Genomic DNA, 17236 nt, shown 5'->3' on the forward strand with positions numbered 1-17236 from the left:
CATTGTCCCCCAGCAGGTAGATATGTGGCGGACTGTGTCATGGGGCGGAGCCGCGTGCAAGCTCTGTGAGCTGGCCGGCGGCAACCACCAGCTTGGCGAGGTTCAATTCACCGGCATCGGCCACCGCGCTGAGCTTGGACATCGTGGCGCTGAAGCCTTGCGTTTGCTTGGAGTGCCATGCGAGCAGCGGGTTCCTTTCCGACTGGCCTTCTTCGAGTGCGGCAATCACAATCAACCTGCGCGCTTTTTCAATCTGATCCTGGCACTGGTTGAGCGCCTGTTCCTCATACTGATCGGACGGGCTGATGGATGTGACGGCATTCAAAAGCCTGCCAATGCGGAAGTTTTCACTCACGCCCAGGAATGTATGCGCCACGCGGTCGAAGCCATCTTTTGTGCGATCCGAAATCATCGCAATTTCCGGCATCATTATCAGCGCGCGCAGCATTGCCAGCTTCTCAGCGAGCGTCACAGGCACACCTTGCTCGACAAAATCGCTCTGGACGGCCAGCAGCTCGTTGAGTGTGTGCTGCGGCAAGATAGCCTCGCGTTTCTTCTCGACCGCGGCTGACGCTTTCTGCAGGGTCGCCGTTGCCGTCTTCAATCCCAAGGCGCACAGACCTGTCTTCAAAACAACTGCAGCGCCGCTTTTGTAGAAGTTTCTGGTTATCTCATAGAGCTTGTTTTGAATGTCACCCGAGATAACATTGTCCAGTGCGTCAATTTCGTTCCAGATAGCGGTCAGGTTAAAACCATCGCGCATGATGATGCCGGCTTTCACGACATCTGCGGGCTGGAAGCCGCTGGAGTCCACCAGGCTTGCCACCAATGATGGCCCGCCGCGGTTGATGACATGGTTGGCCAGAACCGTTGAGATGATTTCCCGATGCAGGCGATGGCTGTCAATTTCGGCCGCATAGGACTTTTGCATCCCGTGGGGGAAATAGTCCCGCAAATAAGGCTCAAACCAGGGATCATCCGGCACATCACTGGCCACAATGTCGTCAAACAGAACGATTTTTGCATAGGAGAGCAGGACGCCGATCTCGGCTCTCGTGAGCGGCAAACCGGACGCATAACGCTCCGCCATCGTGGCCGCGTCGGGGAGGTCTTCAACTTTCCGGTCCAGTCGGTTTCGTCCCTCAAGATACGACATGAGCTGCGAAAGCTCGCGCTGGTTCTTCATCCCCCTGCGGCTGCAAAGCGTAATAGCGAGCGTCTGCAAATAGTTGTTGCGAAGCACAAGCTCGGCCACTTCATCGGTCATGGAGGCGAGAAGCTTGTTCCGACGCGTGCGTGTCAGCTTACCTTCACGCATGGCCGTGGCAAGCGCAATCTTGATGTTGACCTCAACGTCGGAGGAATTCACGCCGGCGGAATTGTCGATCGCGTCCGAATTGCAGCGTCCGCCCTTCAAGCCATAGGCGATACGAGCCTTCTGGGTCATGCCGAGGTTTGCCCCCTCACCGACCACCTTGGCCCCCACTTCGGCAGCCACGATGCGGATTGGATCGTTGGCGCGATCGCCAACCTCGGCGTTTGATTCCGAGGTTGAGCGGACATAGGTCCCGATGCCGCCGAACCACAGAAGATCAACATCGGCTTTCAGGATCGCCGTCATGATTTCAAAGGGCGTGACAGCCTTGTTTTCCAAGCCGATGGCGGCGGCAGCCTCCGGGGTCAGCCTGACGGACTTTTCAGCCCGGGAAATGATCATGCCGCCTTTGGAGAGTTTATCCTTGTCGTAGTCCTGCCAGCTGGAGCGGGCAAGATTGAACATGCGCTGCCGTTCGGCGAAGGAAGACGCCGGTTCCGGATCGGGATCAATGAAGATATCGCGGTGATCAAAGGCGGCCACAAGGCGGATCTTGCGTGACAACAGCATGCCGTTGCCGAAAACATCGCCCGACATGTCGCCAACGCCGACCACCGTAAAGGGTGTTGACTGAATGTCGATGTCCATTTCCCGGAAATGGCGCTTGACGGCTTCCCAGGCACCACGTGCCGTAATGCCCATCTTCTTGTGGTCGTAGCCAGCTGAACCGCCAGAGGCAAAAGCATCGTCCAGCCAGAAATCTGCTTCCTGCGCGAGCGCGTTGGCGGTGTCAGAGAAGGTTGCGGTCCCCTTGTCGGCAGCGACCACGAAATAGGGATCGTCGCCGTCATGTCGTACCGTCTCCGGCGGCGGGACGACGTCCGCGCCATGTAAGTTATCAGTTACAGAAAGAAGCGAACGGATGAAGGTCTTATAGGCGCTTTTGCCAGCTTCGAAGACCTCTTCTCGGGAGCCGCCGGCGGGCAGCTTTTTCGGAAAGAAGCCGCCTTTGGCACCGACGGGCACAATGACTGCGTTCTTTACCTGCTGCGCCTTGACCAGGCCCAAAACTTCCGTGCGATAATCCTGCGCCCGGTCGGACCACCGAAGTCCACCACGCGCAACCTTGCCGAAACGCAGGTGAATGCCCTCCACTTCCTCGCCAAAGACAAAAATCTCTCGGAAAGGGCGTGGCTCGGGGAGACCTTCAACCGCATGCGGATCCAGTTTGAAGACCACGGTGGGCTTGGCTTTCCCGTCGTCCGTCTTTTGGAAATAGTTGGTTCGCAGCGTTGCGCAGATGACGTTGACATAGCGCCGCAATATTCTGTCTTCATCCAGCACCGGCACACCCGCCAGAGCTGTCTCAATGAGATCGGAAATCAGATTTTGCGCCTTGGATCGCTTGTTTTCCGAATAGCTGGGGTCCAGGCGCGCAATGAAAAGCTCAATCAGATTGCGCGCAACATCGGGATATTTGTTCAGCGTATCGGCAATGTAGCCCTGCGAATATGTAATTCCAGCCTGACGTAGGTAGCGCGAATAGGCGCGCAGCAGATTGACCTGGCTGTCATCCAGACCGGCCGTCAAGACCAGGCGGTTAAATGTATCGTCGCCGGTTGAGCCGCTAAAGGCTGCCAGGAACGCATCCTTCAACAGTGGTCCCTGCGTCTTGAGGTCAACTGTCCCCGCAGCACTCTCGTCCAGCTCCATATCGTGGAGGATCACAGGCTGTTCTTTGCCTTCTGTGCAATAGGCGACCTCGAATGTGCGTTCGCTGATGACCCGGAAACCGAGATTTTCCAGTAGCGGTACGCGCCGGGATAGCGAGAGCGGAATTTCGGCATGAAAAATCTTCAGCCCGAGACCGCTCCCTTCGTCAGCGCCTTTGCGGGAAAACTTGATGGAAATTCCGTGCGTAGCGGCGTGTTCGATTTCGCCGAAATCGGCATAGGCTTCTTCCGGCTGAAATGCCGTTTGATATTCGCTGCCCGACTTGAGCTGGCTGTCCGGATCGCTCATCAGCACCGCGAACCGATCATCCCAGCTCGTTGCAATATCGCGAATGGCGTTTTCAAGTGATTTTTGCGAAATCTTCGGCGTCTGACCTTCGCTGCGGCCGATGATAAAGTGCACGCGTGCAACGCCGCCTTCAGGGAAAGCCGGATAATAGGCGGAGAGGCGACCTTCGTAGACTGTTTTGAGGTAGTCGCCGATCTTCTCACGCACCGCTGAATCATACTGCTCGCGGGGTACATAGACCAAAACGGAAACGAACCTGTCAAAATGGTCGATCCGCGTCAAAACCCGCACTCGCGGACGCTCCACCAGCTCCATGATCTGTTCTGCGAAGCTGGACAGCAGATCGACGTCGATCTGAAAGAGATCGTCGCGCGGGTAGGATTCCAATGTATTGCTCAACGCTTTGCCGGAATGGCTTTCCGCGTCATAGCCGAAATTCTGGACAACCTTGGCGACCTTGGAACGCAAAAGCGGAATCTGAGCTGCGGGCTGTGTATAGGCCGTGGAGGTGAAGAGGCCGACGATTCTCAACTCGCCGGCTACATTGCCGTTCTTGTTGAACAGCTTGATGCCGATATAGTCCATATAGGCGCGGCGGTGGACGACCGATTTCGCATTTGCTTTTGTGACAATCAGATAGTCGGGTCCGTCCAGGAACTCCAGGATTTCAGGGGTGGTGGCCACCGCATCCTTACCAAACCGAAGGACGAAAATATCCGGGTCGGAGAGGATGCCAAGACCCGGACCCTTGGCCCGCTCAACGCGCGCTTCCTTGCCTTGGCCGGAATAGGTGTATTCGCGCATTCCCAAAAAGGTGAAATTGTCGGACCGCAGCCATTTAATGAAAGCGAGTGCTTCTTTGTGGTCGGCTTTGCGTTTGGCGGAAACCGTTTGGGACTTCAGGCCATCGACGGCGTTGTCCAGCGCCTTGAGCATTGCGGGCCAGTCGCGAACGGCGTGGTCCACACGCTTCAACACGTTGTTGATGCGCTCCTCGAGAGAGGCCTTTTCGCGTTCATCAAGTGTCGGGATATGAATTTGGATATGGCTGATCCGCTGTTGCGGATCGCTCTTTTCGCCCCGCTTGTAAAGACGTAATTCTTTGCCGGATTCGACGACCAATATGGGGTGGACGGCAAGAGTGAGATCGCGGTGTGTGCTGGTGACCTCGCCCATGACGGAATCGTAGAGGAAGGGCCGGTTTTTGGTGGTTACCGAAAGGAGGTGGCAGGGTTGCCCGCCAATTCTGATTTCATCGACCTGGGTGATGCTGACGCGCGTGCCGTCGCTATTCCAGGCCTCGATCTCTTGCGCAGCATGCGTTGCGGCGGCAGCCAGCATCTCGGGATCATAGACCTCGATGTCGTCCATGCTGGCCCGGCTGAAGATCAGGCTTGGATCAACGAAGCTCTTGCCGCTGGCTGATGCAACCTTCTTTGCGGCCTGCAACAGCCGATCGCGCTTGGGATTGCGACGTGCGCCCATAGCGTTTCCCCCTCGTGTTTCTTATTGTAGAATGGATTTGAAGACATAGACGTACGTGTCCCCGATTTGCGAGGGGCCAGTTTCTTTTCTTGGCATTTCAGCGTCATCGTAGTTATTACTTCGCCTACTCGTCAACATCGTATCCAATTTTCATCGTTATGGAAAATAACCAATTTTCAGGGCTGTTGACTTAATTTGCCGCATGAGCAACCAGTCAAACAACTTCTTATTTGATGCCGGAAAAATGAGTCAGAATTTTAAAGCAGGCGCCATTATCGCGATTTCGAGCCATGTCATGCGCGGTTCTGTTGGAAATAGAGCCATCACATTCTCGCTTTCAGCGCTTGGCTATCCTGTCTGGAGCGTTCCAACAGTGGTTTTGCCGTGGCATCCGGGTCAGGGTCCCTCGACACGGCTGACCTTTGATGAGGCTGCTTTCCAATCCGCGATGACGGATCTGGAGCAATCTCCCTGGCGAAACGAGGTAAAAGCGGTTGTGACCGGATATTTTGCCAGTGCGGGCCAGGTTCGTGCTGCCGCCGGACTGATTTCCGCTTTGCGCCGCGAAAAGCCTGAGCTCCTTTATCTTTGCGATCCGGTGATCGGAGATCGCGGAGGTCTTTATGTCCCAGAAGTGATTGCTGAGGCCATCCGGGATTTTCTTCTGCCACTCGCCTCCTTTGCAACGCCCAACCGTTTTGAACTGGGATGGCTTTCGAACCGTCCCGTTGAAAATAACCAGCAGATTGTTGAAGCTGCCCGCCTCCTGGGGGTGCCAAGGGCTGTCATCACCTCGGCCTATGCCACGAGCTCCGGTGCCATTGCCAATCTCTATGTTGATGGTTCCCAGCTCCTGCTGGCAGAACATCGCGAACTTTCCCATGTTCCCAATGGCCTCGGTGATTTGTTTTCTGCACTTTTTCTGGCAAGAAGCTTCTCGGGCCAAAGCGGGGAGGACGCATTGAGACTGTCGACGGCAGCCGTCTTTCAAGCTGCGGCCCACGCGGTAGATGCCGGCGCCAATGAGTTGCTGCTCGAAGACATGCAAAATGCGTTGCGGGTGCCGTATGCGAATGTACAGTTGCGGCAGCTGCCTAGCTTAAATTCCCGCTTGAAACAGGATTGATCTTTTCAGCGACATCATTGATAGGGCATGAACATGACTCACTTTCCCGACCGTCTCCTGAACGGATATAAAAACTTCATGAGTGGCCGATATTCGGCGGAGCGCGACCGCTACCGTTCGCTGGCTGCGGAAGGTCAAAAGCCTAAATTCATGATTATCGCCTGTTGTGACTCCCGGGCTGCACCCGAGACGGTTTTTGACTGTGGTCCGGGGGAACTGTTTGTGGTGCGCAACGTGGCCAATCTGGTGCCACCCTATGAGCCGGATGGGAGTTACCATTCGACCTCTGCGGCGCTGGAATTTGCGGTGCAATCGCTGAAAGTGAGCGACATCGTTGTGATGGGGCACGGGCGTTGCGGCGGTATCCAGGCCGCTCTTTCCCCGAGCACGGAGCCTCTTTCTCCCGGTGACTTCATCGGCAAATGGATGGGACTTCTGGATGGCGCTGCAAAGCAGATCCGCGACGCCGGACTGCTTACGGATGGTGAGCGTCAGAGAGCACTTGAGCGGGTTTCGGTGCGAAACTCGCTTCAGAACCTGCGGTCATTCCCATGTGTGAACATCCTTGAGAAGAAGGGCCGCCTCAATCTGCACGGAGCCTGGTTTGATATATCCTCGGGAGAGCTCTGGGTCATGAATGCTGAAAGCGGCGACTTCACGCGGCCTGATCTGTGAATTGTCAGAAACAGGTGCGGCGCGAACTTCCACAGGATCGCGCCGCCCGCTTTGGCTTTCTTTCAAATCGCTTGGCGGTCAGCGGCCGTCAATCTCAGCAGCCATGATAGCGATTGCCTGCTGATAGACACTGGCTGCGTTCCAGCCTTGAATGGCCCTGAAATTCGGCTCGCCCGGCTGGTATCCGGCACCGCGCTGCCATCCGTGTCCGACCAGGAAGTTTGCCGTTGATGAAAGGGCGTCCATGCGTGACCGGGCCATATCGACGTGACCATTACGGTCTCCATCGACCCCATAAAGAAGCACGTTTTTCGGCAGAAACTGGGTCTGGCCGATCTCGCCATGGGCTGCGCCAATGGAATTGATTGGCAGCGCGCCGCTTTCCACGAGCTTCAAAGCTGCATAGAGCTGATCGGTGAAATATGCCGAGCGGCGGCAATCATAGGCGAGCGTCGCTACGGCAGAAAGCGTGTGCTGATCACCCATATATCCGCCAAACGCGGTTTCCATGCCCCAGATGGCAATCAATGGGCCGGCAGGCACCCCGTAGCGGCTTTCGATCGCATTGAAGATACCGGCATTCGCGCTCTTCATTTTCTTGCCACGGGCGATAATCGTGGAAGCGCCGCGCATCTGCATGAACTGATCGAGCGAAAGTTTGAAGCTCTTCTGGCCGCGGTCGGCGCGAATGGTCGCCCGGTTGTAATTCACATTTGCCATCACCTGGTTGAGGGTCGATGCCTTGATGCCATTTCTCACGGCTTCCTGGGCGAACTGGCCTTTCCAGGCTTCGAAGCCGCTGGACGTGTTACCACAACTTGCGGCCAGAACCGGTGTTGCCGTGATGAAGCCGAGCATTGCGGCGACTGCAAAGCGTTTGCCGAATTTCATAAATGTTTCCCCATTTAGATCGGATGCGAACATGCCAATAAACGGCTGATTTGTCATCATTTCGTTGGTGCTAATAAAAAGCACCCGCCGTTTGAAAACGCGCGGGTGCTCTCAATTATTCCGAACGACCGAAAAATCAGTTCTTCGGCTTGATCAGATTGCGGTTGATTAGCAATTCGGCAATCTGCACCGCATTCAAGGCGGCACCCTTGCGCAGGTTGTCGGAGACGACCCACATGTTCAGGCCGTTTTCGACGGTTGCGTCTTCGCGGATACGGGAAATATAGGTGGCATCTTCGCCCGCGCATTCGATCGGCGTGACGTAACCGCCATCTTCGTGCTTGTCGATCACCAGGCAACCCGGCGCATCACGCAGAATATCGCGCGCCTGATCGGCGGTAATTTCGCGCTCGAATTCCATATTGACGGATTCAGAGTGACCGATGAAGACCGGCACGCGAACGGCCGTGCAGGTAACCTTGATTGAAGTATCCAGCATCTTCTTGGTTTCCGCCAGAACCTTCCACTCTTCCTTGGTATATCCGTCTTCCATGAAGACATCGATATGCGGGATGACGTTGAAGGCAATCCGCTTGGTGAACTTCTTGGTTTCAATGGGATCGGCGACAAAGACGGCGCGCGACTGATTGAAAAGTTCATCCATACCCTCCTTGCCGGCACCGGAAACGGATTGGTAGGTGGAAACGACAATGCGCTTGATCTTGGCAAAGTCATGCAGTGGCTTCAGAGCCACAACAAGCTGAGCTGTTGAGCAATTGGGGTTTGCAATGATGTTTTTCTTGGTAAAGCCGCTGATGGCATCCGGGTTTACCTCCGGAACGATCAGCGGAACTTCCGAATCATAGCGCCATGCGGAGGAGTTATCGATCACCACGCAACCCTGCTTGCCGATCTTGGGCGAAAACTTCTGCGATACGCTGCCGCCGGCAGACATCAAGCAGATATCTGTATCGGAAAAGTCGTAGTTTTCGAGGTTGGAGACCCGCAGCGTTCTATCGCCATAGGATACTTCGGTGCCGACGGAGCGGCTGGATGCCAGCGGCACGATCTCGTCGGCAGGGAAGTTACGCTCTTCAAGAATATTGAGCATCTCCCGGCCTACATTCCCGGTTGCGCCCGCAATTGCTACTTTGAAACCCATTTTCTAGCTCTCTTTCTCTTCTCTCCGCATTTCGGTGAGGAGGAAACCCGCAACAGCCGGGCTTCCCGTCCCCAGCCGAACCGGGGAGAGAGCGGTGGGCCAGGAACACTTAGACGGTTTTCGTCGTCGTTTTGGCCACGGTTTTGGAAATGGAAAAACGGTTCACCCGCCCGGCGTCAACCGGGGCGTCAAGCTCAGCGATATTGAAAATATTGCGCGGCATCTGGGTTTCCATTTTTTCTGCATTCGCTCATACGCGGTTTTTGGCAGGAGTCAACAGTTTCGCCCCTTTCGATGGACCCAAATTGCCGCAGCGGCGATCATCTCAGAGATCGAATTGCGCTATCACGGGCACATGATCGGAAGGCTGGTTCCAGCCGCGCGCTTCCCTGAGAATCTCGATTGCGCGCAGATGCGGGCTCAAATCCTTCGATGACCAGATGTGGTCAAGCCTGCGGCCCTTGTCTGCTGCACTCCAATCTTTTGCTCGGTAACTCCACCATGTGTAGATCTTTTCCGGCTCGGGCGTGAACTCGCGCATCAGGTCGGCCCAGGCACCGCGTGCCATCACCTCCTTGAGACCATCCGTCTCTATGGGCGTGTGGCTGACGATCTTCAGGAGCTGCTTGTGTGACCAGACATCGTTTTCGAGCGGCGCAATATTGAGGTCGCCAACCAAAATGGAAGAGATACCGGCCTCGGCTTCGGCGTGTATTTCTTTCATTTCCTCAATGAAATCGAGCTTATGGCCGAATTTCGGGTTAACGTCCCGATTGGGCTCGTCGCCACCGGCTGGAACGTAGAAATTGTGCAGCCTGATCTTCTTGGACCCGGCCTCGAAGAGCGTGGACATGTGCCGGGTGTCGCCTACACGGCAAAAATCGCGGCGATCAACGTCACTCAGCGGCAGTTTCGAAATCGTTGCGACGCCGTGGTAGCCCTTCTGGCCGTGAATTTCGATGTGTTCGTAACCTGCTTCGCACAGCGGCTCGAACGGAAAGAGGTCGTTCGGGCATTTGGTTTCCTGCAGGCACAGAATATCAGGCTGATGGCTTGCGAGAAAATCGAGAACGATCGGCATACGAAGCCGAATTGAATTGATATTCCAGGTGGCGAGTTTGAATTGCATCAGGTCATCCGGTCCGTTTTGTCATGGCCCGTCTAACCCGATTTTTCGCAAAAGGAAATGTCGCGACGCCTTATCTGGAGTCGCGGCCGGTTTTGTGGACTTCGTCGTAAGGCACTTCAAACACTTTGGGACCAAATGTGACGCCGGTCTGCGTATTGAAGATCATCACGGTCGTATCCTGCCCGCGGCTGTCCTTGATCGTCCATTGGCGCAGATCGTTCGTTTTGGGATCGAACATCATGGTAATCGTCGAATCACCGAAGATCGTTTTGTCACCCAGTACGACGGTCACGAGGTCTTCATCCTCGGTTACGTTGCGCACCATTTCGCCATTCAGGTCGATGGTCTGATCCAGGAGCAGTTTCAACGGTGTCTTGGAAAGCGGATAGATGCTCCAGGTTTCAAGCTTCTGGTTGCCGATCACCACATACTGGCCGTCTGAAATGACGCGCATCGGCGAGGGGTCTTCATAATTGAAGCGAATGCGACCGGGACGCTCCAGAAAAAACTTGCCGCCTGTCTGTTCGCCGCGCGGTCCAAACTGGATGAATTCGCCGGTCATCGTCTTGATGGTCGCAAAATGGTTGGCAATTTCCTGCGCCTTGGCGTTTGCGGCCAATGCAGGCAATGCGGGCAATAGCCCGGTTGCTGAGATGGCGCCTGCCAGCGCGAATTTCATGAAAACCCTGCGTTTCAGCGGGTGCATCATTTTTGATTCTCCTTCGATCATCACCGCACACTCGCTACAAACTGCGGCATACTCGTGGCGAGGATAAAGCCGTTCGGCTTCATCAATCGCCGATTATGTCTCTTTCGGTGGGCACCAGGATTTCGCGTTTTCCGGCATGGTTGGCCGGGCCGATCACGCCTTCCTGCTCCATGCGCTCAATCAGTGTTGCGGCTCTGTTGTAGCCGATGCCGAGACGTCGCTGGATGTAGGAGGTGGAGGCCTTGCCGTCGCGCAGCACAATGGCGACCGCCTGGTCATAAGGATCGTCAGAACCCTCAAGGTTCGATGTGCCGGCGGGACCGCCACCGCCTTCGCCATCTTCGTCGTCATCTTCCGTAATGGCGTCGAGATATTCCGGCACGCCCTGGGTCTTCAGATAGGACACGATGTCTTCGACTTCCTTGTCCGAAACAAAAGGTCCGTGGACGCGCTGAATGCGGCCGCCACCGGCCATATAGAGCATGTCGCCCATGCCCAGCAGCTGTTCTGCGCCTTGTTCGCCAAGGATGGTACGGCTGTCGATCTTGGAGGTCACCTGGAAGGATATGCGGGTCGGGAAGTTCGCCTTGATGGTACCAGTGATCACGTCCACAGAAGGACGCTGCGTCGCCATGATCACGTGGATGCCAGCAGCACGCGCCATCTGAGCCAGACGTTGAACAGCACCCTCGATGTCCTTGCCAGCCACCATCATCAGGTCGGCCATTTCGTCGATGATCACGACGATGTAGGGCAGCGGCTTGAGATCGAACTCTTCTGTCTCGTAGATCGCTTCGCCTGTTTCGCGGTCGAAACCCGTCTGCACGGTGCGGGTAATCGCCTCTCCGTTGGCCAAAGCCTGCTCGACGCGGGCATTAAAGCCATCGATGTTACGCACGCCGATCTTGGACATTTTCTTATAGCGATCTTCCATCTCCCGCACGGTCCATTTGAGCGCGACAACGGCCTTCTTGGGGTCTGTCACGACAGGGGACAGCAGGTGCGGGATGCCGTCATAGATCGAAAGTTCGAGCATTTTCGGGTCGATCATGATCAGGCGGCACTTTTCCGGCGAAAGCCGGTAGACCAGTGACAGGATCATCGTGTTGATGGCGACCGACTTACCGGAGCCCGTTGTACCGGCAACGAGAAGGTGCGGCATTTTCGCAAGGTCGGCGACCACGGGCTCGCCGCCAATGGTCTTGCCAAGCGCCATAGCCAGCTTTGCCTTCGAGCCTTCGAAGTCGCGGTTTTCGATGATTTCGCGCAGATAAACGGTCTCGCGTTTCTGGTTCGGGAGTTCGATGCCGATGGCATTGCGGCCCTGAACCACCGCCACACGGGCGGCAATCGCGCTCATGGAGCGGGCAATATCGTCTGCAAGGCCGATCACGCGGGAAGACTTGATGCCGGGCGCAGGTTCCAGCTCATAAAGCGTGACGACAGGTCCTGGGCGCACATGGATGATCTCGCCCTTCACGCCGAAATCTTCGAGAACCCCTTCCAGAATGCGGGCATTCTGTTCCAAGGCTTCCGGCGACAAGGTCGGATCACGCCCGGACGCCTGCGGCTGGGCCAGCAGGTCCATTGGGGGCAGGTGAAAGCCATCGCTGCCGGGCATGCGGGTTGGGCTTGCGCGCATGGGCGCACGGGCGGCCGGTGGCGCCCGCGGTCTTGCGGGTGCCGGCGTTGGTGCTGGATGGGGTGCCGCTACACGCGCGCTTGGCTGCGGTGCAGCGGGTCTTGGATCCGGCAGGATGCCCGCCGGCCTGGGCATATCGAGGTCGAATGGAAGGTCGTCATCCTCATCGTCCTCGAAGAAGGAGGGTTCGCGGCGACCGGCGGATGCCGCTGGTGCCTTGTTCTCATAGAGATCGGGTTCCACGCGCTGACCGGGCTCGGTGTCATATTGCCGTGCGCTGTAGGGCATTGCGCCATCGAATTCTTCTTCATTGAAATCATATGGGGCTTCGAAATCATCGTCCTCATCGTGTCTTTCACGCATTCCTGTCAGTCGCCGGACATGGCCCTGCAGGGTGTACCAGCCATGAGCTGCAGCACCAAAGGCAACTTCGAACGGCGAAAACGAATCATCGTCGTCGTCTTCAATCTGAGGTTCCGGCGCGCGGCGCTGAGCCGGTGAAGGCTTTGCCTTGGGCTGCACCGGCTCGCCCTGAATGAGGCCGGAGGCAAAGGCCAGAACCCAGGCTGCCGGAACGGCAATAATGCTGCCGGCGATCATGCCACCAATGCCGGAGGGGTATGCACCGAGGAAAAGTGCTGGCAAGCGCAGGATCATGTCGCCCGATACACCACCTATGCCATTGGGCAGCGGCCAGGTAATAGGCGAGGGAAAACATCCGAGAGCCGTCGACGCCATGACCGAACCGGCAAACCAGGCTACGGCGCGCTGCGGCAGGCGGGTGATGGGTTTGTGAAAGATCAGTGCCAGGGCCAGCGCCAGAATGGGCAGCAGCGCCACAACAGCGCCGAGGCCGAAGAACTGCATGGCAAGGTCTGAGAATATGGCGCCGGGGTAGCCCAGCAGGTTGGACGGTTCGCCGCCATTTGCATAGCTCAGGCTGGGATCCGAGACGTTCCAGGTGGACAGCGCAACCACGGCAAGAGCAAGGCTCAGGAAAATCGCAAGACCCATCAGCGATGCCGCCTGACGCCAGATGAAGGCACCAAGTCCTGAGCTGCTTTTTCCGTTATCAAAGGTTGTTTGAGAGCCGCGTGCCATGTTCTGCCTGTCACTTCCAAAGTTGATTGCCGGGCAAATCCGGCCGCACGCGTTTTTTGCGCGCGGTTTTGACAGAAAACTATCAGCGGGCAGTTAATAGCCCATTAACCATCGAGCTCTGGAATGGCCAAAAGAAAAAGGCCCGCCGGGAAAATCCGGCGGGCCTCCATGCGCAAAGTATTGCAGATAATCTGGCTTACGAGTGGTAGGCCGCTTCGCCGTGGCTGGCGAGATCAAGGCCTTCGCGTTCGGCTTCGGGGCTGACGCGCAGACCGATGATCAGGTCGGTGATCTTGTAAAGGATAGCCGAGCCAATGCCGGTCCACAGGATCGTTACGATAACGGCAACGGCCTGTACGTAGAGCTGACCGCCAATGGAGAAGTCTTCTGCGCCTGTGCCACCGAAGGAAGGTGCCGTCAGGATACCGGTTGCCAGCGCGCCAAAGATGCCGCCGATGCCGTGAACGCCGAAGACGTCAGCGGTGTCGTCGTAGCCGAACTTGTTCTTCACCACGGAGACGAAGAAGTAGCAGAGCGGCGAAACCAGTACACCGAGAACGATTGCGCCCATCGGACCGATGGAGCCGCAAGCCGGCGTTACGGCAACGAGACCGGCGACCATGCCGGAGATCGCGCCGAGCATCGACGCCTTGCCGCGGGTGACCTTTTCGGAGACGGCCCAGGACAGTGTTGCAGCAGCCGTTGCGATGAAGGTGTTGATCGCGGCCAGCATTGCGCCGCCGTTTGCTTCCAGGTTGGAGCCGGCGTTGAAGCCGAACCAGCCGAACCACAGCATGGCTGCGCCGACCATGGAGAGCGTCAGCGAATGCGGAGCCATCATGTCCTTGCCGAAGCCAATGCGCTTGCCAACCATGATTGCACCGATCAGACCGGCGACACCGGCGTTGATGTGAACAACCGTACCGCCGGCGAAGTCGAGTGCGCCAAGACCGAAGAGATAGCCGTTGGCATCCCACACCATGTGCGCAACCGGGAAGTAGACGAAGGTAACCCACAGTGCGCAGAACAGAACCGAGGCACCGAATTTGATACGCTCGGCAAATGCGCCGATGATGAGGGCAGGCGTGATGGCGGCAAAGGTCATCTGGAACATGATGAAGACATATTCGGGAATGACCGCATCAGAGAAGGTGGCCGCGTTGCTATCCGGGGTAACGCCGGCAAGGAACATCTTTGCGGTACCGCCGAAGAACGGGTTGGTGGAGCCGCCAAAGGCAAACGAATAGCCGTAAACGACCCAGATGATCATCACTGTGCAGGCAATCACGGTGGTCTGCATGAGAACCGAGAGCATGTTCTTGGAGCGCACGAGGCCGCCATAGAAAAGCGCAAGGCCCGGGATGATCATGAACAGCACCAGGATGGTGGAGAGGAACATGAAAGCTGTATCGCCCTTGACCGGTACAATTTCGGCAGCGGCGGGGGCTGCTTCCTGCGCAAAGGCAATAGCGGGCGCCATGATGGCGGCAGCGGTGGCTCCCACGCGGCTGGCAGTTTTCACGATAAGAGAAGAGGACATTGGTTATAACTCCCTGAACACGGCCTAGAGCGCTTCGGAATCAGTTTCGCCGGTGCGGATACGCACGGCGTGATCGAGCGAATAGACGAACACTTTGCCGTCGCCGATCTGACCTGTTTTTGCGCCTGAAACGATTGCTTCGATTGTCTTTTCCACGAGGTCGGTGCTGACGGCGACCTCGATTTTCAGCTTCGGCAGGAAGCTAACCGCATATTCCGTGCCGCGATAGATTTCTGTGTGCCCCTTTTGACGACCATAACCCTTCACCTCGGTTACGGTCAGGCCCTGGATGCCAACGGCGGTGAGGGCTTCGCGCACCTCATCCAGTCGAAATGGCTTAATGATCGCTGTGATGATTTTCATATAGTGCCCATTCTTCTGTTGTGACCTGCTTCTTTGCTTTCCGGCATATTATCCGGGTGTGGAAATTATCATCTTATTCAACTGAGCCGACTGGCAATAAAATCCCCGGACCGAAGCCCGGGGGGTATGAACGGCTCTGCGAGCCGCAGACGGATGCCAAGCAAGCGCTGGGGCTTACTTGAATTCCGGATAGGCTTCGACACCGATTTCCGTCTTGTCGAGGCCCAGCATTTCTTCTTCTTCCGACACGCGAATACCCAGAATGAGCTTCAGAACAAACCAGATAACCAGCGATACGATGAAGGTGAATGCACCGATGGAAACGATACCGATGATCTGCGTACCGAATGTGCCGGAACCAGATGCCGGCGTGATGAATGTACCCCAGATACCGGCAACAAGGTGAACCGGGATCGCACCGACAACGTCATCGATTTTCAGCTTGTCGAGAAGCGGAACAACGACAACAACGATGATACCGCCAACGCCACCGATGAGGATGGCACCGAATGCGCTTGGAGCAAGCGGTTCGGCGGTGATGGATACCAGACCGGCAAGCGCGCCGTTCAAGACCATCGTAACGTCAACCTTCTTGTAGATGATCTGCATGAGGATCATGACGACAACGGCACCGGAAGCCGCGGCAAGGTTGGTGTTGGCAAAGATGCGGGATACGTCGCCTGCATCGGCGATCGAGCCGAGTGCGAGCTGGGAACCGCCGTTGAAGCCGAACCAGCCGAGCCACAGGATGAAGGTACCGAGAACGGCCAGCGGAATGTTGGAACCCGGCATCGGCGTAACCGAACCATCAGAACCATATTTACCCTTGCGCGAACCGAGAACGATGGCGCCTGCCAGAGCAGCCCAGCCGCCGACGGAGTGAACGAGGGTCGAACCGGCGAAGTCGGAGAAGCCCATTTCAGAGAGCCAGCCGCCGCCCCACTGCCAGGAGCCTGTGATCGGATAAAGAATGCCGGTCAGGATGACGGTGAAGAACATGAAAGGCCAGAGTTTGATGCGCTCAGCCAGCGTACCCGAAACGATCGAAGCCGTTGTTGCGCAGAACACCATCTGGAAGAACCAGTCGGAGGCAACGGAATAGCCGGCATCGCCGGTGTCAGCGCCCGGAGCCGGGAAGTTATAGGGGCCGAAGGAGCCGAAGAAGCCGCCGTCAACGCCCGTATACATGAGGTTATAACCGGTGACCCAGAACATCAGTCCGCCCACGGCATAGATCGCGACGTTCTTGAGGCCCTGCATGGATACGTTCTTGGAGCGGACGAGGCCCATTTCCAGCATGGCGAAACCAGCTGCCATCCACATCACGAGGAAGCCCATGACGAGGAAGAGAACCGTGTTGAAAATTTTCACGACTTCTTCGTTGACCGCCGCAGGCGCTGCCGGTGTTGCATCCTGCGCCAAGGCAGGAAGCGCGAGTGCAGCGGCTGCAATCAGACCGGTGCCAGCAATAAGTTTGAAATTCTTTATCATTTGTCTCCCCTAATGCCTTTACAGCGCTTCGGAATCGGTTTCGCCGGTGCGGATGCGCACGGCATGGTCGAGTGAATAAACGAAGACCTTGCCGTCCCCGATCTGGCCCGTCTTTGCGCCTGAAACGATCGCTTCGATTGCCTTGTCCACGAGGTCTGAGCCAACCGCGACTTCGATTTTCAGCTTCGGCAGGAAGCTGACCGCATATTCCGTGCCACGATAGATTTCGGTGTGCCCCTTTTGACGACCGTAACCCTTTACTTCGGTCACGGTCAGGCCCTGAATGCCGACAGCGGTGAGGGCTTCACGCACCTCATCCAGCTTGAACGGCTTGATAATGGCCATCACAACTTTCATCTGGTTTCCCATCCTTTATGAATGTGTAAGCCCCCCAAACAGAGGACAACGACTCTCCTTGCTGCTGATGTGCGCTGCACTCAGCCGCCGAGCCTCAACATTCAAGTGGCGTGCCAGATTCAAAAATGCCGCTTAAAGTATTGAAAAATTAACAGATTATTTATTTGCCTCAATTTTAGGCTAGTGGCGATGCAGTCCAATAGAGGCTTTTTGCACAAAATTTGTGCA

General features: G+C 56.5%; 12 protein-coding genes. 2 read left to right on the forward strand and 10 right to left on the reverse strand.

All coding sequences use genetic code 11. The features are described 5' to 3' along the window. Nucleotides 1–37: 37 nt before the first annotated feature. Nucleotides 38–4822 (reverse strand): NAD-glutamate dehydrogenase, encoded by a 4785-nt coding sequence (locus NHF56_RS17555; RefSeq protein ID WP_252806966.1) that lies wholly within the window; start codon nucleotides 4820–4822, stop codon nucleotides 38–40. Between the two features lie 244 nt (nucleotides 4823–5066). Between NHF56_RS17555 and pdxY the strand changes: the two genes are divergently transcribed. Next, nucleotides 5067–5948: a pyridoxal kinase gene (pdxY, locus tag NHF56_RS17560; RefSeq protein ID WP_252806968.1), complete on the forward strand. Its 882-nt coding sequence runs from the start codon at nucleotides 5067–5069 to the stop codon at nucleotides 5946–5948. Between the two features lie 27 nt (nucleotides 5949–5975). After that, nucleotides 5976–6623: a carbonic anhydrase gene (locus tag NHF56_RS17565; RefSeq protein ID WP_252806970.1), complete on the forward strand. Its 648-nt coding sequence runs from the start codon at nucleotides 5976–5978 to the stop codon at nucleotides 6621–6623. Between the two features lie 78 nt (nucleotides 6624–6701). On the opposite strand, the gene NHF56_RS17570 is transcribed toward NHF56_RS17565, so the two are convergent. The 9 genes from NHF56_RS17570 to NHF56_RS17610 all read right to left on the reverse strand — a co-directional run bounded on the left by NHF56_RS17570 (nucleotide 6702) and on the right by NHF56_RS17610 (nucleotide 17020). Beyond that, the gene (locus NHF56_RS17570) at nucleotides 6702–7514 is read right to left on the reverse strand and encodes a lytic transglycosylase domain-containing protein (RefSeq protein ID WP_373456333.1); all 813 of its coding nucleotides are present in this window, start codon (nucleotides 7512–7514) and stop codon (nucleotides 6702–6704) included. Between the two features lie 136 nt (nucleotides 7515–7650). Further along, nucleotides 7651–8676 carry an aspartate-semialdehyde dehydrogenase gene (locus NHF56_RS17575; protein ID WP_252806973.1) on the reverse strand — a complete coding sequence of 342 codons (1026 nt, stop codon included), beginning with the start codon at nucleotides 8674–8676 and terminating at the stop codon, nucleotides 7651–7653. Nucleotides 8677–9001: 325 nt separating this feature from the next. Further along, entirely contained in the window at nucleotides 9002–9805 is an 804-nt protein-coding gene (locus tag NHF56_RS17580) for an exodeoxyribonuclease III (protein ID WP_252806975.1), read from the reverse strand. Nucleotides 9806–9875: 70 nt separating this feature from the next. Then, nucleotides 9876–10514 (reverse strand): outer membrane lipoprotein carrier protein LolA, encoded by a 639-nt coding sequence (locus NHF56_RS17585; protein WP_252806977.1) that lies wholly within the window; start codon nucleotides 10512–10514, stop codon nucleotides 9876–9878. 82 nt (nucleotides 10515–10596) lie between these two features. Continuing rightward, the gene (locus NHF56_RS17590) at nucleotides 10597–13257 is read right to left on the reverse strand and encodes a DNA translocase FtsK (protein ID WP_252806979.1); all 2661 of its coding nucleotides are present in this window, start codon (nucleotides 13255–13257) and stop codon (nucleotides 10597–10599) included. A 196-nt stretch (nucleotides 13258–13453) separates the two neighbouring features. After that, complete coding sequence (locus NHF56_RS17595) at nucleotides 13454–14797, reverse strand: ammonium transporter (RefSeq protein ID WP_252806981.1); 1344 nt, start codon at nucleotides 14795–14797, stop codon at nucleotides 13454–13456. A gap of 24 nt (nucleotides 14798–14821) precedes the next feature. Then, nucleotides 14822–15160 carry a P-II family nitrogen regulator gene (locus tag NHF56_RS17600; RefSeq protein ID WP_252806982.1) on the reverse strand — a complete coding sequence of 113 codons (339 nt, stop codon included), beginning with the start codon at nucleotides 15158–15160 and terminating at the stop codon, nucleotides 14822–14824. Between the two features lie 174 nt (nucleotides 15161–15334). Continuing rightward, nucleotides 15335–16651, reverse strand: a complete 1317-nt coding sequence (locus tag NHF56_RS17605; protein ID WP_252806984.1) for an ammonium transporter — start codon at nucleotides 16649–16651, stop codon at nucleotides 15335–15337. An 18-nt stretch (nucleotides 16652–16669) separates the two neighbouring features. Further along, nucleotides 16670–17020, reverse strand: a complete 351-nt coding sequence (locus tag NHF56_RS17610; protein ID WP_306431193.1) for a P-II family nitrogen regulator — start codon at nucleotides 17018–17020, stop codon at nucleotides 16670–16672. Between the last annotated feature and the right edge of the window lie 216 nt (nucleotides 17021–17236).

The sequence above is a fragment of the Rhizobium sp. L1K21 genome (assembly GCF_024055895.1).
Classification (GTDB): domain Bacteria; phylum Pseudomonadota; class Alphaproteobacteria; order Rhizobiales; family Rhizobiaceae; genus Ensifer_A.